The organism is Devosia sp., assembly GCF_017307495.1.
Classification (GTDB): domain Bacteria; phylum Pseudomonadota; class Alphaproteobacteria; order Rhizobiales; family Devosiaceae; genus Devosia_A.
The window spans coordinates 203113-226845 of the sequence record NZ_JAFKHE010000014.1; the positions used below are offsets into that span (position 1 = coordinate 203113).

General features: G+C 65.8%; 20 protein-coding genes. All 20 read left to right on the forward strand.

Features of this window, described 5'->3' with window-relative positions:
- The first annotated feature begins 55 nt into the window (after window positions 1–55).
- The 20 genes from J0I99_RS05945 (at window position 56) to J0I99_RS06040 (ending at window position 23703) form a co-directional block, all read left to right on the forward strand.
- Window positions 56–1078 carry a LacI family DNA-binding transcriptional regulator gene (locus tag J0I99_RS05945; protein ID WP_291396529.1) on the forward strand — a complete coding sequence of 341 codons (1023 nt, stop codon included), beginning with the start codon at window positions 56–58 and terminating at the stop codon, window positions 1076–1078.
- Between the two features lie 160 nt (window positions 1079–1238).
- Window positions 1239–2123: a carbohydrate ABC transporter permease gene (locus J0I99_RS05950; protein WP_291394050.1), complete on the forward strand. Its 885-nt coding sequence runs from the start codon at window positions 1239–1241 to the stop codon at window positions 2121–2123.
- Window positions 2124–2343: 220 nt separating this feature from the next.
- The gene (locus J0I99_RS05955; protein WP_291396531.1) at window positions 2344–3102 is read left to right on the forward strand and encodes a carbohydrate ABC transporter permease; all 759 of its coding nucleotides are present in this window, start codon (window positions 2344–2346) and stop codon (window positions 3100–3102) included.
- A gap of 45 nt (window positions 3103–3147) precedes the next feature.
- Window positions 3148–4380, forward strand: a complete 1233-nt coding sequence (locus J0I99_RS05960) for a sugar ABC transporter substrate-binding protein (RefSeq protein WP_291396533.1) — start codon at window positions 3148–3150, stop codon at window positions 4378–4380.
- Between the two features lie 294 nt (window positions 4381–4674).
- A complete protein-coding gene (locus tag J0I99_RS05965) occupies window positions 4675–7854 on the forward strand; it encodes a TIM-barrel domain-containing protein (protein WP_291396534.1) in 3180 nt (1059 codons plus the stop codon).
- Window positions 7855–8249: 395 nt separating this feature from the next.
- Window positions 8250–9599 (forward strand): extracellular solute-binding protein, encoded by a 1350-nt coding sequence (locus tag J0I99_RS05970; protein WP_291396535.1) that lies wholly within the window; start codon window positions 8250–8252, stop codon window positions 9597–9599.
- 108 nt (window positions 9600–9707) lie between these two features.
- Window positions 9708–10655, forward strand: a complete 948-nt coding sequence (locus tag J0I99_RS05975; RefSeq protein WP_291396537.1) for a carbohydrate ABC transporter permease — start codon at window positions 9708–9710, stop codon at window positions 10653–10655.
- Window positions 10652–11485, forward strand: coding sequence for a carbohydrate ABC transporter permease (locus tag J0I99_RS05980; RefSeq protein ID WP_291396539.1), 834 nt, complete (start codon window positions 10652–10654; stop codon window positions 11483–11485). Before J0I99_RS05975 ends, J0I99_RS05980 begins: the two co-directional genes overlap by 4 nt.
- A 10-nt stretch (window positions 11486–11495) precedes the next feature.
- Window positions 11496–12752, forward strand: a complete 1257-nt coding sequence (locus tag J0I99_RS05985) for a Gfo/Idh/MocA family oxidoreductase (RefSeq protein WP_291396541.1) — start codon at window positions 11496–11498, stop codon at window positions 12750–12752.
- Between the two features lie 11 nt (window positions 12753–12763).
- The gene (locus J0I99_RS05990; protein WP_291396543.1) at window positions 12764–13297 is read left to right on the forward strand and encodes a VOC family protein; all 534 of its coding nucleotides are present in this window, start codon (window positions 12764–12766) and stop codon (window positions 13295–13297) included.
- The gene (locus J0I99_RS05995) at window positions 13294–14418 is read left to right on the forward strand and encodes a mandelate racemase/muconate lactonizing enzyme family protein (RefSeq protein ID WP_291390914.1); all 1125 of its coding nucleotides are present in this window, start codon (window positions 13294–13296) and stop codon (window positions 14416–14418) included. Before J0I99_RS05990 ends, J0I99_RS05995 begins: the two co-directional genes overlap by 4 nt.
- Window position 14419: 1 nt before the next feature.
- Entirely contained in the window at window positions 14420–15274 is an 855-nt protein-coding gene (locus tag J0I99_RS06000) for an amidohydrolase (protein ID WP_291396545.1), read from the forward strand.
- Window positions 15274–16662 (forward strand): NAD-dependent succinate-semialdehyde dehydrogenase, encoded by a 1389-nt coding sequence (locus J0I99_RS06005; RefSeq protein WP_291390911.1) that lies wholly within the window; start codon window positions 15274–15276, stop codon window positions 16660–16662. The genes J0I99_RS06000 and J0I99_RS06005 overlap by 1 nt, the downstream gene beginning before the upstream one ends.
- Window positions 16662–17735, forward strand: coding sequence for an NAD(P)-dependent oxidoreductase (locus J0I99_RS06010; RefSeq protein ID WP_291390910.1), 1074 nt, complete (start codon window positions 16662–16664; stop codon window positions 17733–17735). Before J0I99_RS06005 ends, J0I99_RS06010 begins: the two co-directional genes overlap by 1 nt.
- On the forward strand, window positions 17732–18790 hold the full coding sequence (locus tag J0I99_RS06015; protein ID WP_291396546.1) for an LLM class flavin-dependent oxidoreductase: 1059 nt from the start codon (window positions 17732–17734) through the stop codon (window positions 18788–18790). The genes J0I99_RS06010 and J0I99_RS06015 overlap by 4 nt, the downstream gene beginning before the upstream one ends.
- A gap of 87 nt (window positions 18791–18877) precedes the next feature.
- The gene (locus J0I99_RS06020; protein WP_291396548.1) at window positions 18878–19663 is read left to right on the forward strand and encodes an IclR family transcriptional regulator; all 786 of its coding nucleotides are present in this window, start codon (window positions 18878–18880) and stop codon (window positions 19661–19663) included.
- Window positions 19664–19775: 112 nt separating this feature from the next.
- The gene (locus tag J0I99_RS06025) at window positions 19776–20069 is read left to right on the forward strand and encodes a putative quinol monooxygenase (RefSeq protein WP_291390906.1); all 294 of its coding nucleotides are present in this window, start codon (window positions 19776–19778) and stop codon (window positions 20067–20069) included.
- Window positions 20070–20076: 7 nt separating this feature from the next.
- A complete protein-coding gene (locus J0I99_RS06030; protein WP_291396550.1) occupies window positions 20077–21060 on the forward strand; it encodes a fumarylacetoacetate hydrolase family protein in 984 nt (327 codons plus the stop codon).
- 232 nt (window positions 21061–21292) lie between these two features.
- Entirely contained in the window at window positions 21293–22786 is a 1494-nt protein-coding gene (locus tag J0I99_RS06035) for an amidohydrolase family protein (RefSeq protein WP_291396552.1), read from the forward strand.
- Window positions 22783–23703 (forward strand): GTP-binding protein, encoded by a 921-nt coding sequence (locus J0I99_RS06040; protein ID WP_291396554.1) that lies wholly within the window; start codon window positions 22783–22785, stop codon window positions 23701–23703. Before J0I99_RS06035 ends, J0I99_RS06040 begins: the two co-directional genes overlap by 4 nt.
- Window positions 23704–23733: the final 30 nt, after the last annotated feature.

The window sequence follows — 23733 nt, forward strand, 5'->3', positions numbered from 1 at the left end:
GTCTGGTGGCAGGGGCCCGCGTTCGGCTCGTGCCGCAAAGGCCGGGGGGGCAGACTTGGCGCGAGCCACCATCAAGGACATTGCCGCAGCCGCGAACGTGTCGCCGATGACGGTGTCGAACGTCCTCAACGGCCGGCGGGCAAAGGCCTCGGACCAGACCGTGGAACGCATCATGGCGGCGGTGAAGGCGCTCGGCTATCGCCCCAACATGAGCGCGCGCAGCCTGGTGTCGAATGCATCGCGCATGGTCGGCGTGGTCATCCCGTTCACCGAAACGCAGAACCAGCTGCTGCTCGACAACCCGTTCTATGCCGAGATGATCAGCGGCATCGAGAGCGCCCTGCGCGCCAACGGATACTACATGATGCTCACCGGCGTGGGCGCGTCCGACGCCCAGCTCGATACGCTGCAGCACTGGAACATGGACGGCCTGATCGTGCTCGGCGTCTATCGCGAGCGGCTCTACGAGCAGCTGCGCGAGCTCGACCTGCCGACGCTGCTGATCGACAGCTACATCGACGACGCCCACTACCATCACCTGCGCGTCGACGATGAAGCGGCGGCCTACGAGGCGACGCGCTATCTCATCGGCCGCGGCCACACCGGCATCGCCATCGTCACCGGCGTGGTCCGGGCCGATGGCGTCATCGCGCGCCGTCTCATGGGATACCGGCGGGCGCTGGCCGAGGCGGGCATTCCGCACGATCCGGCGCGCGTACTCTCGGGCTCCGTCACGTTCGACTGGGGCGCGGCGGCGGCCGACGCGCTGCCGGGACTGCCCGGCGTCAGCGCGGCGTTCTGCACCGCCGACCTGATTGCCGCCGGCCTCCTCGCCGGCCTGCATCGGCTGGGCCGGCGCGTGCCCGACGACTACTCGATCATGGGGTTCGACAACCTTTCGGTGTCGCGCATGGTCTATCCCGCCCTGACCACCGTCGACCAGTCGATCCTCGACAAGGGCAAGCTCGCCGGCAACCTGATCGCGAAAATCCTGCGCAAGGAGGCGGCGCCGCGCGAAACCCTCCTCCCCGTCCGCATCATCGAGCGCGACAGCGTCAGCGACCGGAGGGGCAGATGAGCTCAATCAACAAGGTGATCGCACCCCTCCCCCCTGAGGGGAGGGGTTGGGGGTGGGGGTCCATCAGTGACGAGCCGCCCCACCCCCTCCCTCGATCCCTCCCCTCAGGGGGGATGGAGGCAGAAACCGCAGTCGCCGCTCTGGCCCTCGGGTGTCTCTCATGAGCCCCGCCGCCCCGCGCCAGAAATACCTCGCGCTCGCCGTGCTGCTCGGCCCCAGCCTGGCCGGCATGTTCGTGTTCCTCATGCTGCCGGTCGCCTCGAGCCTGGTGCTCAGCTTCTCGAACTGGGACCTGATCGGCGAGATCCAGTGGATTGGCCTCGACAACTACGTCGCGGCGCTCGGCGACCCGGTGGTTCTCGGCGCGCTGCGCAACACGCTGACCTACATCCTCGGCTACCTGCCGGCGACAGTCGGCATTGCGCTGGGCCTCGCGCTGCTGCTCAACCGCCGCATCCGGGGGCGCGTAGTCTTCCGTGCCATCTACTTCGTGCCGGTCGTCACCTCGTGGGTGGCGGTGTCGCTGATCTGGAAGTGGCTGCTCAACCCGCAATACGGGCTGGTCAACGTCGCGCTCGGCTGGTTCGGCATCAAGGGGCCGGGCTGGCTGTTCGATCCTCAGTGGGCGATGACCGGCGTGATCCTCACCTCGATCTGGAAGGACATCGGCTTCGTCACGGTGATCTATCTCGCCGGCCTGCAGGATATCCCCGAGCACCTCTACGAGGCCGCCGCGCTCGATGGCGTCACCGGCTGGCAGCGCTTCTGGCACATCACCTTCCCGATGCTGGTGCCGACCACCTTCTTCGTCACCACCATCTCGCTGATCTCGTCCTTCCAGGTGTTCGACCAGGTCTGGGTGATGACCCAGGGCGGCCCCGCCGGCGCCACCTCGGTGATGGTCGAGCTCATCTACAAGAACGCCTTCAGCTACTACCGGATGGGCTACGCCTCGGCGATCTCCTGGGTCCTTTTCGCCCTCATCTTCGCCGTCACCATCGCCCAGCACGTGCTGCAGAAGCGGGTGGACCGGTCCGATGGCTGACACCGTGATGCATCCGCAAAGGCCCCCTCACCCGGTCCTTCGGACCGACCTCTCCCCCGAAGGGAGAGGTGCCCGGGGGCTCGATCTCGCCTCGGCGCCACCTCTCCCTGGGGGGAGAGGCCGGCGCGCAGCGCCGGGTGAGGGGGCATTCCGCCGCTCGCCCCGGCTGAACCTCCCCAACCTCGCCACCTATGCCCTCCTCATCCTCGGCGCCGGCATCATGCTGCTGCCCTTCGCCTGGATGCTGTCGACATCGCTCAAGACGCGCGGCGCCACCTTCGTCACCCCGCCGCAGTGGATCCCGGATCCCGTCACGTTCGACAACTACGGCAAGGTCTTCGACTCGGCCCCTGTCGGCCAGTTCCTGTTCAACTCGCTCTTCGTCTCGCTGACCTCGACCGCGCTGATGGTCCTGTTCTGCGCCATGTCTGGCTACGCCTTCGCGCGCATCGAATTCCGCGGCCGCACGGTGCTGTTCTACGCCTATCTCGCGACCCTGATGATCCCGCAGCAGGTGACGCTCACCCCGCTCTTCATCATCATGAACTGGCTCGGCTGGACCAACACCTACCAGGCCCTGATCCTGCCCTCGAGCTTTGGCGCCTTCGGCACGTTCCTGCTGCGCCAGTTCTTCCTGCGCCTGCCCAGGGAGATCGAGGAAGCCGCGTTCATCGACGGCGCCGGCTACATCCGGATCGTTTTCACCATCGCCATCCATCTCGCGCGCCCGGCGCTCGCGACCCTCGCCGTGTTCGCCTTCATGGCCAGCTGGAACAGCTTCCTGTGGCCGCTGATCATCACCACCGACACCTCGATGATGACCCTGCCGCTCGGGCTCAGCGCCCTGCAGGGCCGCTGGACCACCGACTGGAACGTGCTGATGGCGGGCACCGTCATCGCCACCGTCCCGATCATCGCCGTCTACGTCTTCGCCCAGCGCTTCATCATCAAGGGCCTGTCCCATACCGGGCTCAAGTAACGACGACCAAGGACACCCAACAGGTCTCAAGGAGGAGAAAAGACCATGCTGCGTAGGACTTTCACCGGGCTGTTGCTCGCCACCGCCCTCGTCACCCCGGCGCTCGCCGAGGACGTGACGATCAAGTATTTCACCTTCTCGGCCGCGCCGAACTATTTGAAGGAGCTCGATGCGACCATCGCCGCCTTCGAGGCCGAGCATCCGGGCATCAAGGTCGAGTACGAGACCGCCGGCTGGGACGCCTATTTCACCAAGCTGCAGACCGTCGTTGCCGCCAGGCAGGCGCCCGACGCCTTCGAGCTCAACTACGAGAACTTCGTTACCTATGCCGACAAGGGCGCGCTGGCCGACCTGACGCCGCTGATCGCTGCCGACACCGGTTTCTCGACCGATGTCTACAACCCCACGGCGCTCGCCGCCTTCGCGCAGGACGGTAAGCAGTTCGGCCTCGTCGAGAGCTTCTCCAACGTCGTGCTGTTCTACAACAAGGACCTGTTCGACAAGGCCGGCGTCGCCTATCCGACCGCCGACTGGACCTGGACCGAGGAACTGGAAGCGGCCCAGAAGCTCACCGATCCGGCCAACGGCGTCTGGGGTGATTTCGCCCCGATCCAGTTCTGGGAATTCTACAAGACCATCGCCCAGAACGGCGGCTCGATCCTGTCGCCCGACAAGAAGACCGTCACCATCGACAGCCCGCAGAACATCGAAACGCTGACGTGGATGATCGACAAGGTAAACAAGTACAAGGTCACCCCGTCCGACGTCGACATGGCCGGCCAGTCCTCCGAGGACCTGTTCAAGGCCGGCAAGATCGCCATGCTCCGCACCGGCATCTGGCTGCTCGGCGATTTCGCCGCCAATGCTCCGTTCAAGTGGGACATCGCGCTCGAGCCGGGCAAGACCCAGAAGGCGCACCACTTCTTCGCCAACGGCGTCGCGGTCTCGGCCACCTCGGCGCACCCGGCCGAGGCCTACCAGTGGATCAAGTTCCTCACCTCGTCCAGGGCCGCCGTCGACCTCCGCATCGCCGCCGGCTGGGAACTTCCCGCCGTCTCGGATGCCGCCGCGGTCCAGGGCTATCTCGACCAGCCGATCCCCGAGAGCCGTGAAGTCGTGTTCCAGGCCCTCGATACGGCGGTGGTCCCGCCCGTCATCGGCAACTGGAACCAGTTGACCGACGCCGTCGGCAAGGAACTCGAAGCCGCCAAGCTCGGCCAGAAGACGCCCGAACAGGCCCTCAAGGACGCCAAGGTGGCGATCGAAGCGCTGCTTTAGCTCGGCGAGCCCCGACCACCTCTCCCTTCGGGGGAGAGGTCGGCGCGAAGCGCCGGGTGAGGGGGCCTTTCCCTACAGCCGGCGCTTGCGGCAAGGCCCCCTCACCCTGACCCTCTCCCCCAAGGGAGAGGGGACGCAAGAACCGCCTCACGGCGACAATTGTCTCCCAAGGGCAGAGGTCGTGGGGCCCACTGCTCCCCTCCCCCTTGAGGGGAGGGGTTGGGGGGGGTCGTGCAGTCACCACCAACCCCGCCTCACCACCCCCGAGGAGGGGAGCCCGAACCGGAACCAGAGATGACCACCGACACCACCCGCGAAGCCCCGCTCGCCCTCCGCCACCCCTGGTTCTTCGATCTCTACGCCGCGCTGCTCGCCGACCCGGCCGCCGCCAGCCCCGCGATCACCCGCCGCCTCGCCGCCGCCGATCCGTCCGACCCCGTCGAAGCCGCCGTCGCGCTCTATCTCGCGGCTCTTTCACAGCAAGCCCAACCATCGTCTCCCTCCCCCTCGCGGGGAGAGAGCAAGGGTGGGGCGCGCCCCGCACCGGATTTGCTTTCAAGTCCCCAAGCGGAATCCCTCCGCGACACCGTCGCCAACCGCCTCACCCGCGAACTCTCCCCCAATCAGAACCACGTCACCGACACCTGGGTGCTCGCCCTCTGGGCCGCCGCCTTGCGCGAGGTCAATCACGTGGTCCGGCGCGAAGCCGACACTCGCCTCGTCGGCCGGGTGAAGAACCACGCCTATGCCCACCACGTCCGCGCCGGCGGCCTGATGTCCTCGTCCGACAGGCAGGCACTCGATTTCGATGTGCTGCTCGCCGCTGTTCCGTTCGGCCTGTTCGACGTCGAGGACCTGGTGCTCGTCGACTCCGTCCGCACCCTCACGACCCCCGAGCGCCTCGCCGCCGCGACCCCGGCCGATCGCCAGCTGCTGGCCTGGTACTGGGCCGAACAGGGAAGCTATGCGAAGAGCCGCAAGCTCCTCGCCGACACTCCCTCTCCGATCGTCGCCAGCCGCCTCCGCAGCCACGGCCAGCTCGACGCCCGCTTCATCCGTCACAGCCCGGACGGCAACGGCAATCGTTACGAGCCGCTGATCGAGGAGCGCTTCCCCAAGCTCGTCACCGACAGCGACGAGGTCATCGTCCGCGCCCTCGCCTCGCCGCTCACTCCCGACGAGCCCCTCGAGCTGGTCATGGGGGACCGCATCATCCCCGGCACGTTCAGCCCCGACCACTGGCAGTTCACCCTGCCGCGCATGCCGGCGGGAACGCTCGTTTCGTACGAAATCCGCTTCCAGAAGCATCTGGAGGTTGTTCAGGGTCCGTTCATCTATGAGGTGAACCAGCGGCGGCACAGTGGCAGCGCGCCCGTGCATATCGATGTGTCGGCCGGGAGAATCGTCCTCACCCCGGGCCAGGGCGGCGGCGCAACGCTGCCCCTCAGATTGGGCCAGGCCACCCTCACCGACATCGCCTGGCTCGTCGATCGCACCGGCAAGATCCACGAAATCTGTGCCACCATCGAAACCGCGGCCTGCGGCTGGTACGGCTTCGGCGAGCGCTACAACGCGCTCGACCAGACCGGCAATTACGTCGATCAGTTCGTCTACAATCAGTATAAGGAGCAAGGCCTTAGGACCTACATGCCGATGCCGGTCGGCTATTCCGACGCCGGTTTCGGGCTCCATATCGCGACCGATTCCTATTCCTGGTTCGACCTCACCCAGCCGGGCCGCATCCGCCTCGGCGTCGAGGCCGAATGCCTGTCACTCGACCTCCTCAACGGCTCGATCGCCGAGCAGGTCAGCCAGTTCATGACCCTCACCGGCGCCCCCGAACCCGTCCCCGCCTGGGCCCTCGGCCCGTGGATGAGCTCAAACAACTGGGACTCCGAGGCCGAGGTGCGCAAGCAGGTCGCCCTCACCCTCGAGCACGAGATCCCGGCAACCGTGCTGGTCATCGAGGCCTGGTCGGACGAGGCGACGTTCTACATCTTCAACGACGCGCAGTACGCCGAAAAGCCCGGAGATCAGGCCTTCTCGCTCGCCGATTTCACCTTTCCCGAATGGGGGCGCTGGCCCGATCCGAAGGGGCTCGCCGAGCACCTGCACGACAACAACCTCAGGTTGATCCTGTGGCAGATCCCGATCATCAAGCAGTCGCCCAGCCTCAAGCACGCCCAGAAGCGGCAGGACGAGGCGCACTTCTTCGCGCGCGGCTACGGTGTGAAGCATCCCGACGGCACGCCGCTGCGCCTGCCGGAAGGCTGGTTCAAGGACAGCCTGCTGATGGACTTCACCAATGCCGAAGGCCGCGACTGGTGGTTCAGTAAGCGCCAGTACCTGATCGATGAACTCGGCGTCGACGGCTTCAAGACCGATGGTGGCGAGATGGTGTGGGGCCGCGACCTGCTCTTCGCCGACGGCCGCACCGGTCTCGAAAACCGCAATGCTTATCCCCGCGACTATGTCTCGGCGTATTATCGGTTCGCGCAACAGAACGGAGGCATCTGTTTTTCACGTGCGGGCTACACCGGCGCTCAGACCTTCCCGGCCCATTGGGCCGGCGACGAACGATCGACCTGGGAAGCGTTCAAGCGCTCGATCCTCGCGGGTCTGTCGGCAGGCATGTCGGGAGTGATCTTCTGGGGTTGGGACATGGCCGGCTTCTCGGGAGAGGTGCCGGGCGCCGAGCTCTATGTCCGCTCGGCCGCGATGGCATGCTTCTGCCCGATCATGCAGTACCACGCCGAGAGCAAGGCCGAGTTCAACCAGGACCGCACCCCCTGGAACATCGCGGAGCGCTCAGGCGATGAGCGAGCCCTGACCGGATACCGCTTCTACGCCAACCTGCGCATGCAGCTGATGCCTTATCTCAGGCGCGAGGCGGCATGGTGCGTCGCCGCAAAGCAACCCATGCTGCGCGCAATGCTACTGGATTATCAGGAGGTTAGAGACGTCCACGGGCTTTGGGACCAATACCTCTTCGGCCGTGACCTGCTCGTCGCCCCGATCATTCAGGAGGGTGCGACCAGCCGCACCGTCACCCTGCCGGGTCACCGGTGGTGGCATTTGTTCGAGAACCGCTGGTACGAGGCAGGGACGCATGAGGTCCGTGCGTCGCTCGAGGAAATCCCCGTCTTCGTGCGCGTCGGCGGCGTCGTTCCCATCGCCTTCGACCGCGAGGTTCGCCTCGGTGCAGCAATGCCCTCCGACATCGCAGCGCCCCGCACCCAGGCCCTGCTGGTTGCCGGCCTTTGCGAGGGACAATCCATCGACCACGACGGGCTTACGCTGACGATGCGTGACGCGGCAGTCCTGATAGATGGAGAACTTCGCAATACGCGCATGATATTGTTTTCGGATCGGCCAGATACAGTCATCATCAACGGAGTATCTGCACCAGTGCTTGAAACCGTGATTCACAATGGGATCATGTACGCAGTAGAGTTGCCGTCGCGGGATGTATAGTCGCCCCCCGGTTCGACGACATGAGCTTCGGCGCCGGGATCAGCGTGTGCGCCGGCAGCCGGGCACCAGCCAGACCTATCCTGCGGCACCGGCTCCACCTGCCCTGCCGCCACATTGTTGGTCGGCTCGAACCCTTTGGTAGCGACCCGGCGAGCCCGTTCCGCGCTCCGGGACCTCCTCACCTCCTACGACGTTTGTAGGCTTCCCAGTTGCTTGACACGTATTTCCAACTGTGAAAACGTTCAACATACAGACTGTCGTTCATCATATTGAACGCCAGAATGCCGCCGCAAGGCGACGCCAGTTGGGAGCTTGGCACTGTCGACATTGTCCGCGACGTCACCGGATGACCGGGGCGCGTGGCTGTCGCAGATTTCCTGGGGAGGAAAAACATCGTGTCCAAACAGACTATATCCACGTTCAACCCGAGCCGCCGCGCCGTGCTGGCCGGCCTCGCGGCATCGCCGCTGGCGCTTGCCGCAGGCTCGCGCCTCGCCTTCGCCCAGCCGACCAGTGGCACGCTATCCATCGCCGTGCTCGATTGGGCCGAAACGGGCATCAAGCCGGTCTTCGCCGCCTACGAGGCCGCCCGCCCCGGCGTGAAGATCGAGTACTCGCTGCTGCCCGGCGACTACCAGGGCATCCGGCAGACCTTGCTGTCGCGCCGTCTCGCCAACAAGCTGCCCGACATCACCTATCTGGCGGATATCCTGGCGACGCAGCTGGCCAACGCGGAGGTCACCGCCGATATGCGGCCCTTCCTGACGTCGGGTGGCCCCATCGGCATGACCTCGCTGGCCAAGCCCTTCCTCGACCAGTATCTGGTCACCTCGGGCCCGAACAAGGACGGCATCTTCGGCCTGCCGATCGGCGCCGACACCGTCGTGCTTTACTACAACAAGAAGCACTTCGACGACGCCGGCATCCCCTACCCGACCGATGACTGGACCTTCGAGAAGCAGATCGAGGTCGCAACGGCGCTGACCCAGAAGAACGGCAACACCACCACGCGCTACGGCCTCGCCGCCTCGGTGCCGTGGCACGCTACCTACGTCCCCGGCATCGAAGCCTTCGGCGACACGCTGCTCGACGAAAACAACATGTACAAGCTGCAGACCGAAGCGGCGATCAAGGTCTTCACCATGTACTGGGACCAGGTGAAGGCGGGCGTCATCGCCTCCACCCCGCAGCAGACCCAGCTCGGCGGCGGCTTCCAGGCCTTCGGCGCCGGCACCGTGTCGATGTTGCAGTCGGTCCGCGCCTTGACCCCCCTCGTCCGTTCCGTCACTACCGACGACTGGGACGTTGCCCTCGTCCCGACCATCAACGGTGTCCGCAAGACCGGCATGGGCTCAATCGCCCAGTCCATCACGACGTCCGGCCAGGCCAACAACAAGGACCTCTGCTACGACTACCTCAACTGGTTCTACTCCGAGGACGGCGGCATGAAGATACTCGCCGCCAGCTACGGCACGGTGCCGCCGGTCGAGGCCCTGTACGAGAGCCCGATCTGGACCGCTCTCCCCGGACCTCCGTACGACAACCGCGTCTTCGCGGAGTCGATCCAGTACGGCGCCATGAACCCGACCTCGATCCCAGCGGACGTACAGGCGGTGGTCGATACCGAGCTCGCAAAGGCCGAAGAAGCGGTGACGCTCAACAACGTCCCCGTGGCCGATGCGCTGAAGGCCGCTGAGGCCGTCATCAACGAAGCGATGGCCCGCGTCCTCGCGTCTGGCGGCTGATCCCGATCAGGAAGACCTCTCGCTTCCCCCGAGACGACAGGTCCACCTTGAGCCGGCTGCGTCTCTCCCGCAGCCGGCCCTCCCCTTCTGGAAACGGGGTCCATCCTCTTGAGCAAGACCGATATCGCCGAGGCCGGCATGGCAGCGCCACCACGAGCCACGCCGCGCCGCAGAACCAACCGCCGGACCGACAGCCCGTTCTGGGCCGCCCTGTTCGTCGGGCCGAACCTGGTGCTGTTTACCACCTTCATGATCATCCCCATTGTCTGGGGTCTCGGCCTGAGCCTCTTTGACTGGAACCTGATCGGCGAGCCGCGCTTCGTCGGCTTCGCCAACTATGTCGACATCCTCAAGGATGCACGCGCCGTCAACTCGGTGTGGAAGACCGTCTACCTCGTCTTCCTCGGCGTGGTTCCGACGGTGATCCTGTCGTTCCTGATCGCGGTGCTGATCAACACCAATTTTCCCGGCTACACCGTGTTCCGCACGATGTATCTGCTGCCCATCGTCATCTCGCTGGTCGCTTCGGCGGTGCTCTGGCGATTCATCTACGATCCGCGTGTCGGCCCCATAGCCCAGTTGCTCAGCCTCTTCGGCGTTTCCGGACCGAACTGGCTGCAGGACACCACCTGGGCCATGCCGGCTTTGTCACTCGTGATCGTCTGGCTGCGACTGCCGCTCGGCGTCATCCTCTACCTGGCCGCCCTGCAGCAGATTAACCCGCAGCTCCTCGAAGCCGCCGAGATCGACGGTGCCGGCCCCTGGGCCAAGCTTCGCCATGTCATCTGGCCCAACGTCATGCCGGTGACCCTGCTGATCCTCGTCCTCACCCTGCGCGGCATCATCTTCGACAGCTTCGACATCGCCTTCGTCATGACAAAGGGCGGCCCGCTCAACTCCACCGACATCCTCGCGGTCTACATCTACGATCTCGCCTTCGCCCAGCTGCGGCTCGGCTATGCCTCGGCGCTCTCGACCGTGCTCTTCGTCATCGTCACCATCCTGGCGCTCATCTTCAATCCGCCGCGCCGGCCGTCCAACGGAGACCCGGTATGAGCACCAGCGTCGGACATCCCTGGCGCCGCCGCCTGCACGTCTCGGCGGTCATCTTCTTCGGCCTGCTGATGGCGGCGCCGTTCTACTGGATGATCATCAACTCCTTCAAATCGAGCCGAGAGGTGGTCGCCTACCCACCGACCTGGTGGCCGAAGGAATGGCACTTCGAGAACATCGAGGCGGCGCTCGGCTTCCTCGACCCGAGCGCCATCGTCAACTCGGTCATCTTCACCGCGGTCATCACCATCGTGCAGTTGACGCTCGTGGTGATGACCGGCTTCGCGCTCGCCAAGATGCGCTTCTTCGGCCGCGGGCCCCTGCTCACCCTCTTCATCCTCACAATGTTCGTGCCGGGTCAGGTGGCGCTGATCCCCACCTTCATCCTGATCCGCAACCTCAACTGGATCGACACCTTCATGGGGCTCTGCATCCCCATCATCGCGCAGACCAGTTTCGGCGTGTTCATCTTCCGGCAGTTCTATATTTCGATGCCGAACGAAATCCTCGATGCCGCCAAGATCGACGGCGCCAACTGGGGCCAGGTCTTCCTCAGCATCGTCCTGCCCCTTTCGGGCCCGCCCATTGCCGCCTACACGGCCGTGACCGTGTTGACTGCCTGGAACATGTACGCCTGGCCCCTCATCTCGACCACCGAGAAGGACATGCGCACCCTACCGCTGGCCCTTGCCGGCCTAGGCCAGTCGTTCTCGCAAACGCCCCCGAACATCGCGATGATGGCAGTGCTACTGTCCACGTTGCCCATCATCATCTTCTTCATTCTCTGCCAGCGCTATTTCATCAATGGGCTGGGCGGGGCGATCAAGGAATAGGACCACCATCGTGACTACGATTTCGATCTGCCTCGTCGGCTGCGGCGGCATGGGAAGCCGTCACGTGCAGGGCTTTGCCCGCCTGCTCCGCTCGGGCATGTCAAATGTCAGGCTCGTCGCCGTCTGCGACGTGCGCGCCGACAACGCCGAGCGCGTCGCTGGCGAGGCCGAGCAGTTGCTGGGCTATCGCCCGAAAATCCACCTGCGCATCGAAGACGCCATCGCCGACCCCGAGGTCGAGGCCTTCGACGTCGTCACCGAGGCCTTCAGCCATCTCGCAGTCGTGCGTCCTGCCCTCGAAGCCGGCAAGCACGTGCTGTGCGAGAAGCCGCTGGCGCTCACCGTCCGCTCCTGCCGCGCCCTGATCGATGCGGCGAAGGCGTCCGGCGCAGTACTCGCCACTGCCGAGAACTACCGCCGCGACCCCACCAACCGCCTCGCCAAGGCGGTGATCGATTCGGGCCTCCTCGGGCCGATCCACCTGATGGTGCAGACGATGATCGGCGGCAATGACCGCATCATCATCACGCCGTGGCGGCACTTCAAGGACAAGGGCGCCATCGGCCTCGACATGGGCGCCCACCTCACCGACATCGTGCAGTACTATTTCGGCGACTTCGCCACGGTCTTCGGCAAGGGCTTTATCGCCGAGCCGATCCGCCGGCGGCAGGAAAAGCCGGAGATGCAGACCGAGGCCTACATCAAGCGCTTCCTGGAAATCCCCGAGCAGATCACCGCCACCGGCGAAGATTCCTTCATCGCCCACTACACCATGCAATCCGGTATGCCGGTGCAGATGAGCTACATCGCCTCCGGCCCCGGCAAGGGTTGGAACCAGCGCACCATCCACGGCCGGCACGGCTCGCTCGAAATCTTCAACGACCGCACCGGCAAGGCCCCGATCCTGCACACCGCCGAGGGCGACCTCACCGGCCAGGCGCTCGCCGACAAGATCGGCTTCAAGCTCGATGCCTTGACCGAAAAACTCTATGGCGGCGTCAGCTACGAGATGACCTGGGCCGAAACCGACTCCGGCCTCCTCGCCATCGAGATCCACGATTTCGCGCAAGCCATCGCCGAGGGCCGCCCGCCCGAGGTCGACGGCATGGGTGGCCTCACCGCCGTCGCCTCGGTGCTCGCCGCCTATGAGAGCGGCATCGCCGGACGCGCCGTCACCATGGACGAGGTCATGGCTTCGGCCATCTCCACCTATCAGGACGAGATCGACGCCGACCTCGGCCTGCTACCCAAATCCAACGCCGTCTAAGGGAGAACGTGATGACCGACGCTGCCTTCGATGCCGTCCCGCTCCTCGTCCAGAAGCTCGGCCCCAAGCAGATCGCCTTCGTCGTCCGCGACCTCGAAGCGGCGACCAAGCAATGGTGGGACGTGCTCCGCATCGGCCCGTGGACGGCGTGGGAATACACGCCCGAGATCCTGAAAGACATGACCTACAAGGGCGCCTCGGCTCAGTTCGGCCTGAAACACGCCCTCGCTTGGAAGGATGGCGTCCAATTCGAGCTGGTCGAGCCCACCACCGGCCCGTCCTTCTTCGCCGACCAGCTCGCGAGCTCCGGTGAAGGCCTCAACCACATCGGCATCCACGTGACCGAAAACCACGCGCAGGCCGTCGCCGAGCTCGAAGCCAACGGCTTCACCCGCCTCCAGTCCGCCAAGGGCTTCGGCGGCGATGGCAGCGGCGCCTTCGTCTATTTCACCTCACCCAAGCTCAAGGGCCTCGTCCTCGAGCTCATCTCTCCCCCGGCTACCCGCCGCACCCCGCTATTCGTCTACCCCGAGGAAGCAAAGTGAAGATCGAGCGTATCGATACCTACGTCGCGCACAACTGGATGTTCGTCGAGGTAACGACGGACACCGGACTGAAGGGCGTGGGCGAATCCACCTTCTTCGGTTTCCCCGAAGCCACCGCCCTTGTCGCCAAGTCCTTCGGCGACCGCCTGATCGGCGAAGACCCGCTGCGCATCGAGTATCACTACCTGTCGCTCTACCGCGCCTTCTCGATGCGCGGCATGGCCATCGGCGGCGCCCTAAGCGCCATCGACCAGGCGCTCTGGGACATCAAGGGCAAGCACTACCAGGCCCCGGTGTGGGACCTGCTCGGCGGCCGCGTGCGCGACAAGGTCCGCGCCATGTTGGTCATCCCTTACGGCACGCCCGAGGAAGTCGCCGCCAGCTGCAAGAAGGCCGCCGACGAGGGCTACACCGCGCTCAAGGTAATGGTCTACCAGCCCGAGCACCACCTGATGGCGTTCGGCGCCAAGGTGAAGGACATGGTCGAACGCATGGCGCTCATCCGCGAGACCGTCGGCTGGGATGTCGAGGTCGGCATCGAGCTGCATCGCAACATGGCGCTCGGCGAGTCGATTGCCGCCATCCGCGAGTTCGAGCAGTTCCGCCCGCTCTTCGTCGAAGATCCCATTCCGCCCGATAGCGTCCTGTCCTTCGGTGAAGTCGCGCAGAAGTCCCGCGTGCCGATGGCCGCCGGCGAACGCAACACCACCATCTGGGAGTTCCGCGAGTACGTCGAGCATGGTGGGGTGCACCACATCCGCCCCGACGTCGGCATCGCCGGCGGCATCACCGGCACGCGCAAGATCTGCGCGCTGGCCGAGGCGCATCACCAGGGCATCATCCCGCACGCCGTGCCGTCGGGCCCGGTGGCGACCGCTGCGCAGGTCCAGCTCGGCTTTGCCGTGCCGAACTGGGAAGTGACGGAGCACCAGGTGCAGGACCGGGCTCCGTGGACGAAGGCGGTGAAGGCCATCGTGCCGGTGATCAACGGCCACTGGCTGCCCAACGAGACCCCGGGCCTCGGCGTCGAACTCGATCACGAGGGTCTCAAGAGCATCCCCGTGATCGCCAAGGTCGGTGAAACCTCGCTGAAGACCGACGGCTCGGTCGCGTTCCGCTAAGATGATCGTCGACAGCCACACCCACGCCTGGGCCCGCTGGCCCTACGACCCCGAGGTGCCGGACGAGGCCACGAAGGGCTCGGTCGAGCACCTGATCCACGAGATGGACCAGAACGGCGTGGCCGAGGCTGTCATCGTCTCCGCGCGCATCGAGAAGAACCCGCTCAACAACGAGTACGGGGCAGCGGCCGTCCGCCGCTATCCCAACCGCCTGCACCAGTTCGCCGACGTCGACTGCGTCTGGTCGCCGGAGTATCACACTCCAGGCGCGGTCGATCGGCTGGGCCGGGCCGCCGACACCCTGCCGATCAAGGGCTTCACCCACTATGTCGGCGAGCCCGACGGCTGGTTCACCACCGACGAAGGCAAGGCGTTCTTCTCCCTCGCCGCCGAGCTCCGGCTGATCGCGTCGATCGCCATGGGCCCGGCCTGGGCCCCTGCCCTCGCCGAAGTCGTGGCCGCCAATCCGGATCTCGTGGTGCTGCTGCACCACATGGGCGGCATCCGTTCGACCGCCCCGCGCTCCGACCTCGACGCCATCGCCGGCCTCGCTCGCTATCCCAACGTCCACATCAAGCTCTCCGGCTTCCACTATGCCGTGGGCCTCGAGAACGGCTGGGATTACCCGCACCCCTCCGCCATGTGGATCGCCGAAGGTCTCTATGACGCCTTTGGCCCTGACCGGCTGTGCTGGGGCTCCGACTTCCCGGCGCTCAGCCGGGCCATGACCTACAGGCAGGCCCTGGAGATCGTGCGTCTCCATTGCCGCTTCATAAAACCCGGGGATCTCGAAGAAATCCTCGGCGGCACGCTCAAGCGGCTGCTCAACGCCGCCGCTCCACTGAGGATTACCTGATGAACGCGCCCGCGCGATCCGAGTCTATGTTCCGCTCGCTCAACCCGGCCACCGGCGAACTGTTCGGCCGCTTCGAACTGCACACCGAGACACAGGTCGAAGCTGGCCTTGCCCGCAGTTGGAGCGCCTGGGGCAAGCTGCGCGCTATGAGCGTCGCCGACCGCGCCAGCCTGCTCCGCGCCCTCGCCGACCGCCTCGAGGCCCATGTCGAGGACTATGCCCGCCTGATGACGCTCGAGATGGGCAAGCCCATCAACGAGGCACGCGGCGAGATCAGGAAATGCGCCGCCACTTGCCGCACCACCGCCGACCTCGGCCCCGGCTGGCTCGAACCGTTGCAGGTGCCGAGCCCCGCCCGCGCCAGCCGCGTTCGCTATGAAGGCATCGGTCCAATCTTCGCCGTCATGCCCTGGAACTTCCCGTTCTGGCAGGTCATCCGCTTCTTCGCGCCGGCCTTCCTTGCCGGCAACACCACCGTCGTGAAGCACGCCGAAAACGTCCCCGCCTGCGCCGACGCCATCGAGGCCGTATTCCGCGAAGCCGGCATGCCCGACGGCACCGTCGTCAACCTGCGCGTCGACCACCCCACCGCGGCAAAAATCATCGCCGACGACCGCATCCGTTCGGTCACCGTCACCGGCTCGGTCCGCGCCGGCCGCACCATCGCCGCCACAGCCGGCAGCGTCGGCAAGAAGGCCGTACTCGAGCTCGGTGGTTCCGACCCTTTCATCGTCTTCGCCGACGCCGATTTCGACGCCGCCGTGAGGACCGCCATCGCGGCCCGCCTCAACAATTCCGGCCAGAGCTGCGTCTGCGCCAAGCGCTTCCTCGTCGAGAAATCGATCGCCCCGCGCTTCACCGAAGCCTTCGTCGAAGGCATGCGCAAGGTGAGCTACGGCGACCCGCTCGACGAGAAGAACCAGCTCGGCCCCCTCGCCCGCGCTGACCTCCGCTCGGGCCTCCAGTCCCAGCTCGATCGCGCCATCGCCGGGGGCGCGAAAGCCGCCCTCGCCGGCGGCTCCGTCGATGGCCCCGGCTACTTCTTCGCGCCGACCATCCTCACCGATGTCGCCGACGACAACACCGCCGCCCGCGAAGAGCTGTTCGGCCCGGTCGCCCCGGTCATCCCCTTCGCCGATGAAGCCGATGCCGTCCGCATCGCCAACGGCACCGAATTCGGCCTCGCCGCCGCCGTCTGGACCAGGGACGAGGACCGCGCCGGCCGCATGGAAATCGCTGTCGAAGCCGGCGCGGTGTTCATCAACGACATGGTCCGCTCCGACGCCCACATCTCCTTCGGCGGCATCAAGGCCTCCGGCTACGGGCGCGAACTCGGCCAGCTCGGCATCCACGAATTCACCAACGCCAAGACCGTCTGGATCGGCTGATGACCCACTACACTCTCGACCGCCCCGTTCGCATCGGCTTCGCCTGCAATGCCGAAACCTACGAGCGCATGATGGACGATGGCGCCATGGCCGCCTTCACGGCCCTCGGCACCTTCGCGCACCACGTCTGCGACGAGCCCTCCGCCTGGGAAACCGCCCCGCCCGAGAACCCGGCCGCCGTCGACGCACTGGTGGAATTTGCTGCCAACGTCGACGCGCTGCTCGTCTGCCACGGCTCGCCCCGCCTCACGGGGGCCATCCTCGACCGCATGCCCACGGTCAAGCTCGTCGCCGAAGTCGAAGGCGACCGCTTCAGCCAGCGCATCGACGTCAATGCCGCCGCCGAGCGCAACATCACCGTCGTCGACACCACCAACGGCTCGTCCTACCCTGTCTCTGAGTGGGCGCTAGCAATGGCCATGATCGGCCTCCGCAATGCCGGGTCGCTCTACCGCCGCATGATCGCCGGCGAGACCCCGTTCAGGAGCAACGCCGACCGCGTCGCCGACTTCAGCTGGAACGGCGAGCTCACCGGCAAGAAGGTTGGCCTCATCGGCTGCGGCTATATCGGCCGCCGCCTGCTCGAACTGCTCGCGCCCTTCCGCTGCGACATCTATGCCTACGACCCGCACGTGCCACGGCTTCTCGCCGACATTTACGACATCACCCTCACCTCGCTCGACCAGGTGATGGGCTGCGACGTGGTGATCTCGCTGGTGCCGCTCACTCCCGAAACCCAGGGCATGATCACGGCGCGGGAACTCGACCTGCTCCGCCCCGGCGCTGTCTTCGTCAATGTCTCGCGCGGCGCCGTCGTCGACCAGGCCGCCCTGATCAGGCGCCTCGAGCGCAACGACATCGTCGCCTCGCTCGACGTCTTCGACCCCGAGCCGCTCGAGCCCAATTCGCCACTGCGCAACATGCACAACGTCTTCCTCACGCCGCACATTGCCGGCGTCACCGCTCCCTGCGGTCCGCGCTTCCTGACCCTTGCCGCCGACGAGATCGCCCGCAAGTTCGCCGGCCACCGCACTCGCCACGACCTCGTCCCCCGCGCCGCGGTGAAGAAATGAGCCCCAGCCTCGCCGACCGCCGCAAGGCCGGCACACTGAAGCTGGGCTACTGCGTCCCCGCCTTCGCCATGCCGAGCGCCGGCCTGTTCCGCGTCCCCAACCTTGCCCGCATTGAGGATATGGATGTGCTCGGGAATGCCCGCGAAGCCGAACGTCTCGGCTTTGACTCCCTGTGGGTCTGCGACCACCTGATCCTCGGCCGCGAGAGTGCCGTGCTCGAGGGCTGGACGACCCTGGCGATGATCGCCGGCGCCACCACTCGCGCCGAGTTGGGCCTCATCCACCAGGCCAATCTGTTCCGCCTGCCGCAGATCGCCGCCAAGATGATGTCGACCCTGGACCACCTGTCGGGCGGCCGCTTCATCCACTTCTTCGAGGCCGGCATGGGCCGCCCCGAACAGGTCGCCTACGGCCTCGACTGGGACGACGACCATGGCAAGCGCGTCGAGCGCCTCGAAGAGGCGATGGACCTGATCCAGGCTCTCTATGCCGCTGAAACACCGACAGACTTCAGTGGAACGTTCTATCACCTCAAGCAGGCCGTGCTGAGCCCCAAGCCCAGGCAGAAGCACGTCCCCGTCTGGCTCGGCGAGGCCTTCCCCTGGGTCATCGACCTTGCGGCACGGAAGGCCGACGGCTGGAACACCACGCCGGTGTCGCTCGAGGAGCTCGACCGCCGCCTCGCTCTGCTGGACGCCGCGCTAACAGCGGCAGGCCGTTCGCGCGCAGATCTTGAAATCAGCTTCGAGACGCAGATCCTCGTCGCTCCCGACCTGGCCACCTTGCGCCGCAAGGTTGCCGCGCTGATCGAGCGCGCTCGCGCGGCCGGGGCGGAACCGGATGCGGCAGTGCTGGACTTCGCCGCCGGCCGCGCCGACGCCCTGCCCGAGTCGATGACCGATCCGTGGATCATCGGCACTGCCGCTGAGGCCAGGTCCCGCATCGAGGCCCTGAAGGCGCGCGGCGTTGACCACCTGATGCTGTGGTTCATGGATGCGCCGGATACCGACGGCATGGCTTTCTTCATGGAGGAGATCGCCCCCGCCTTCCGGTGATCCCGCGGCCGTTGGGCGACCTTGCAGGCAGGCGGCAACGCGCTTAAAGCCGTACTTTGTTCACAGCCAGCGAAAGTGTCGCCGTTGATGACCGAAGAGACCGAGCAGCGCGGCAAGGCAGTGCCTGCGCTGGTCAGGGCCAAGAAGATCCTTGATGCGCTGAGCGCCGGCGGCAAGCCCAAGGGCGTGTCCGAGCTCGCGCGCATGCTCGATCTGCCCAAGAGCACGGTCCACGGCCTGTGCCACACGTTGGTCGACCTCGGGCTGATGATGCGCGTCGGCCCCAACCAGTTCGCCGTCGGTCCGCACGTGCTGAGCTGGGCCAACGCCTTCGAGGGCCAGTCCGACCTGACCCAGGAGTTCATGCGCATCGCCGATGCGAACGACCTGATTTCGAAACAGGCAATCAACCTCTCCATCCTCACGGGCCGCGAGGTGATGTACGTGGCCTGCCGCCGCGGTACCGATCCGCTCGGCGTCTCATTCCGCCCCGGCGTCCGCCTGCCTGCGCCCTTCACGGCCACCGGCAAGGCGATGATGTCGACGATGCCGCGCGCGGAAGTCGAAGCCCTGTTTGCCGACGGGTGGCCCGAGCCCTGGACCCGGCGCAGCGTGCCGGACCTCAAGACGCTGCTGCGTGAACTCGACGAGACGCGCGAGCGCGGCTATTCGATCGATGACGGTCAATTGCGCGACGCCATGGTTTGCTTCGGAGCTGCCGTGTTCGGCGCCAGCGACGACCGCGCCATCGCCGGTATCGCTATTGGACTTCTCTCCGGTGAGGTGAACGAGGCGAGTACCAGCCTGGTCAGCCACGCGGTGCAGTCCCTGGCGCAGAAGCTCAGCCACCGTCTGGGCGGCAATCGCCACTAAAGGCTGAGGCCTCCACGGGACGCCCGCGATTGACATTTCCCTCCCGCCAGTCAATTGTTCAACATACAGAAAAACGTTCATCTAATTGAACGATCAGCAAAAGGGAGCAGGAATGATCGTCCTTATCGCCAAGTACACCACCAAGCCCGGCAACGTGCCCAAGGTGCTCGAGCAGCTCAGGAAGATGAAGCCCCTGGTCGAGGCTTCCGAGCCGGGCTGCAAGTTCTACCAGGTGTCGACGTCCACCGAGAACGAGAACCTGATCGTGCTCTACGAGCACTATGTCGACCAGGCTGCCCTCGCCGCCCACCGCGACACGCCGCATTTCAAGCAGATCATCGAGGGCACCGTGATCCCGATGCTCGAGAAACGCGAGCGCGAGCTCTACGAACTCGCCATCTCCTGAGGCTCAGATGCGCCTCGTTTCCTTCGAGCTGGCCACTCCCGCGGGCGCCCTGACCCGCATCGGCGCAGTCCTTTCCGATGGGCGGTACGCGGACCTGCAATCCGCCTATCGTGCCGTCGAGATCGACAACGGAGCCTCGAAGGCCGGCGCGGCGCGTCTTGCCCAAGCGACCATCCCCTCGGACATGGTCGCCTTCATCGAGAACGGGACGACGGCGCTCGACGCGGCGCAGTCGGCTCTCGATTGGGTCAACGCGAGGGGTGATCGGTCGCCGGACGGCGCGACCCTGGTCTTTTCCCCCGCTGCCGTGAAGCTGCTCGCGCCCATTCCGCGGCCGCCGCTGATCCGCGACTTCATGGCGTTCGAGCAGCATCTGAAGAACATCTACCCCAAGCTGGGCCGAGATATCCCGCCGCAATGGTATGAGATGCCCGTCTACTACAAGGGCAACCCGAGCGCCGTCGGTGCCGACGGGGACGTTGTCGACATGCCGCCATATGCGACCAACATGGATTTCGAATTCGAGTTCGCGGCGGTGATCGGCAAGGGCGGGACCGACATTTCGCGCGCCGATGCGATGTCGCATATCTACGGCTATATGATCTACAACGACTTCAGCGCCCGCGAGATCCAGCAGCGCGAAATGTCCGTGGGCCTCGGCCCTGCCAAGGGCAAGGACTTCCGGCGCGCCCACGTCTTCGGCCCCTGTCTCGTCACCGCCGACGAGATTCCTGACGTCTATGCCCTGGCCATGACCGCAACCGTCAACGGCGAGGCGTGGACCAACTCCAGTACCTCCACCATGCACTGGCGCTTCGACCAGATGATCGCCCACGCTTCGATGCACGAGACCATCGTGGCGGGCGAAATCTTCGGTAGCGGCACCGTCGGCGGCGGTTCGGCCGCGGAAGTGGGCAAGGTGCTTCACCGGGGCGACCAGGTCGTGCTGACCATGGACCGCCTGGGCACCCTGACCAACAGGGTGGGGTGAGGTGCGAGGGCTACGCTCGCCCGCCGCAGCCAGCTTTTTCAGTCGGAGCCGCAGGCGTCGCCTGTGGCGATGATCGGCCATTCCTGCCGGACGACGCCATTGCCGTGCTCATGGGCGAGCGCGGCAAGACGCCGTTCGACGAATTGACCGCCCGACCGCTACTGCCGATCTTCACCCAAGCCTGGCGCCAACCGCACCGGGACGGCCGATACCCTCCTTTGGACCAGCTTTCATGTTCGACATCCTCATCACAGGCGGCCGCGTCATCGACCCGGAAACCGGCCATGACGGCATTGCCGACGTCGCGATCGCGAACGGTCGCGTCGCCGCGATAGGCAACGGTCTCGGAGAGGCGAAGCGATCCATCGATGCAACAGGACTCGTCGTCGCTCCGGGCTTCCTCGATCTCCACGCCCACGGCCAGTCCGTGCCCGCCGACCGTATGCAGGCCTTCGACGGCGTCACCACCGCGCTCGAACTGGAAGTCGGCGTGCTGCCGGTCGCCGCGTGGTACGAGGCTCAGGCGCAAGTGCCGCGCGTCCTCAACTATGGCACGGCGGCGGCCTGGGTCATGGCGCGCAAGAATGTCATCTCCGGTATCGAGCTCGTCGGCGGCACGCCCGCCGTCACCGCGATGAGCCGCAACAGCGAGGATCCGCGCTGGTCGCAGGATGCAGCGAGCAACGAGCAGGCCCAACGCATCGTCGCCATGACCAGGCGGGGCATCGAGGAAGGTGGGCTCGGCATCGGTATTCCCTATGCCTACGCCCCGGGAGCTGGCGCCAAGGAAATGAGCCTCATCTGCGACCTCGCCGCCGCCGCCGACGTGCCGACCTATACGCACGTGGCGCAGATGTCGAACATCGACCCCAAGAGCTCGGTCGAAGCCTATGTGAATCTCATCGGCCTTGCCGCCGCCACCGGCGCGCACATGCATATCTGCCACCTCAACTCGACCAGCCTGCACGACATCGAGCGGGCGGCGCAGCTGATCGCCAGATCGCAGGCAGCAGGACTCAAGATCACCACCGAGGCCTATCCCTACGGTACCGGCTCCACCTTCCTCGGCGCCACCTTCTTTGCCGACCCGGCTTTCCCGGACCGTACTGGGGGCACCTATTCGGACATCGAACTGGTTTCCACCCAGCACCGCATGACCGACAGGGCCGAATATGTCGCCGAGCGCGACCGACAGCCAACCTCGCTTGTGCTGTGGCACTTCCTCGATACCGAGCACAACGAGCGCCACCGCGACCTGCTCGATGTCTCCGTACTGTTCCCCAACTCGGCCATCGCCTCCGATGCCATGCCCTGGAGCAATGCAGATGGCTCCCCCTATCACGGCACTGAATGGCCCCTCGGGGCCGACAAGACGGCGCATCCGCGCTCGTCCGGCACCTTCGTGCGATTCCTGAGGCGCTGGTCCCTCGACCGGCAGGCGCTACCGCTCATCGACGCCATCGCCAAATGCACGCTCATCCCGGCGCGGATCATCGAATCCGCCGCTCCGGCATTCAAGCGCAAGGGGCGGCTCCAGGTCGGAGCTGATGCTGATATCGTGATGTTCGATCCAGTTACGCTGATCGATCGCGCCACGTTCTCCGAGATGAACCGGCCGTCCGACGGCATGGTGCATGTCCTGGTCAATGGTACGCCGGTGATCGCCAATCGCGCGCTGGTCGAAGATGCCGCGCCGGGCCGACCGATCCGCAGAGGCGACGCGTGAGCACCCCTGTCACGCTGGTCACCGGCTTTCTCGGGGCCGGCAAGACCACGTTCATCAATCGCGCATTACGCGATGCCGGAGGGCTGAAGCTCGCCACCATCGTCAACGATTTCGGCTCCATCAACATCGATGCCGAACTGATCGCCGAAACCACCGACAGCATCGTCGGCCTGAAGAACGGCTGCATCTGCTGTTCGCTGCAAGGTGATCTGCTGCGCACCCTGCACCAGGTGGTGGGGCGTGGTGACATCGAGCATATATTGATCGAGGCCAGCGGCGTTGCCGACCCGCAAGGCATCATCGAGACACTGATGGATCCCGTGCTGCGCGAAGCGGTGCGGCTTGACGCCGTCGTCACGATCATCGACGTCGAGGCCGTCATCGACAATCCTACCCTGCTCGGCGATCCACTCTGGCGCGCCCAGCTGCAGGCGGCAGATTTCGTCGGACTGTCCAAGGGCGCCGGACACGACACCACTTCACTCCGCGATCGTTTAGCGGCCGAGGGCAAGGCGCTGGTCTTCGATGCCTCCGAACCCGCCGCCTTCGACCTGCTGCTGGCTCATGCCGGCGACCGCCCTCCCCCGTACGATCGGCCACGCATCACCGCTGATCGCTTTGTCTCGCTTGAATGGGAATGGACCGGTGTCGTGCGCGCGGAGCGTTTCCAAGCCTGCATCGGTGCCCTTGCGAGCCAGTTGGTGCGCGCCAAGGGCATCGTTAACCTCGCCGAGCGGGAGGGCAGCTTCAGCTTCAACCTGGTCGGACGCCGCGCCACCGTCGAGCCGCTGCAGCGTCGCCACGACGCCTGCCGGCTGGTGCTGATCGGCGAGCGAGGCAGGCTGGACGTCGAGATGGCCCGCGGCCTGCTGGTGGAGACTTTCGTGGATCTGAGCCTCAGTGGGCCGAATGGATGACATGTCATCGGCCCCGTGGCCACCGAAGCT

Bases quoted from the DNA above. Each gene is read 5' to 3' on its own strand.
- J0I99_RS05960 (WP_291396533.1), top strand. From the start codon at position 3,148: ATGCTGCGTAGGACTTTCACCGGGCTGTTGCTCGCCACCGCCCTCGTC.
- J0I99_RS06035 (WP_291396552.1), top strand. From the start codon at position 21,293: ATGTTCGACATCCTCATCACAGGCGGCCGCGTCATCGACCCGGAAACC.
- J0I99_RS06000 (WP_291396545.1), top strand. From the start codon at position 14,420: ATGATCGTCGACAGCCACACCCACGCCTGGGCCCGCTGGCCCTACGAC.
- J0I99_RS05955 (WP_291396531.1), top strand. From the start codon at position 2,344: ATGCTGCTGCCCTTCGCCTGGATGCTGTCGACATCGCTCAAGACGCGC.
- J0I99_RS06015 (WP_291396546.1), top strand. From the start codon at position 17,732: ATGAGCCCCAGCCTCGCCGACCGCCGCAAGGCCGGCACACTGAAGCTG.
- J0I99_RS06005 (WP_291390911.1), top strand. From the start codon at position 15,274: ATGAACGCGCCCGCGCGATCCGAGTCTATGTTCCGCTCGCTCAACCCG.
- J0I99_RS06020 (WP_291396548.1), top strand. From the start codon at position 18,878: ATGACCGAAGAGACCGAGCAGCGCGGCAAGGCAGTGCCTGCGCTGGTC.
- J0I99_RS05965 (WP_291396534.1), top strand. From the start codon at position 4,675: ATGACCACCGACACCACCCGCGAAGCCCCGCTCGCCCTCCGCCACCCC.
- J0I99_RS05990 (WP_291396543.1), top strand. From the start codon at position 12,764: ATGACCGACGCTGCCTTCGATGCCGTCCCGCTCCTCGTCCAGAAGCTC.
- J0I99_RS06025 (WP_291390906.1), top strand. From the start codon at position 19,776: ATGATCGTCCTTATCGCCAAGTACACCACCAAGCCCGGCAACGTGCCC.
- J0I99_RS06030 (WP_291396550.1), top strand. From the start codon at position 20,077: ATGCGCCTCGTTTCCTTCGAGCTGGCCACTCCCGCGGGCGCCCTGACC.
- J0I99_RS06010 (WP_291390910.1), top strand. From the start codon at position 16,662: ATGACCCACTACACTCTCGACCGCCCCGTTCGCATCGGCTTCGCCTGC.
- J0I99_RS05980 (WP_291396539.1), top strand. From the start codon at position 10,652: ATGAGCACCAGCGTCGGACATCCCTGGCGCCGCCGCCTGCACGTCTCG.
- J0I99_RS05950 (WP_291394050.1), top strand. From the start codon at position 1,239: ATGAGCCCCGCCGCCCCGCGCCAGAAATACCTCGCGCTCGCCGTGCTG.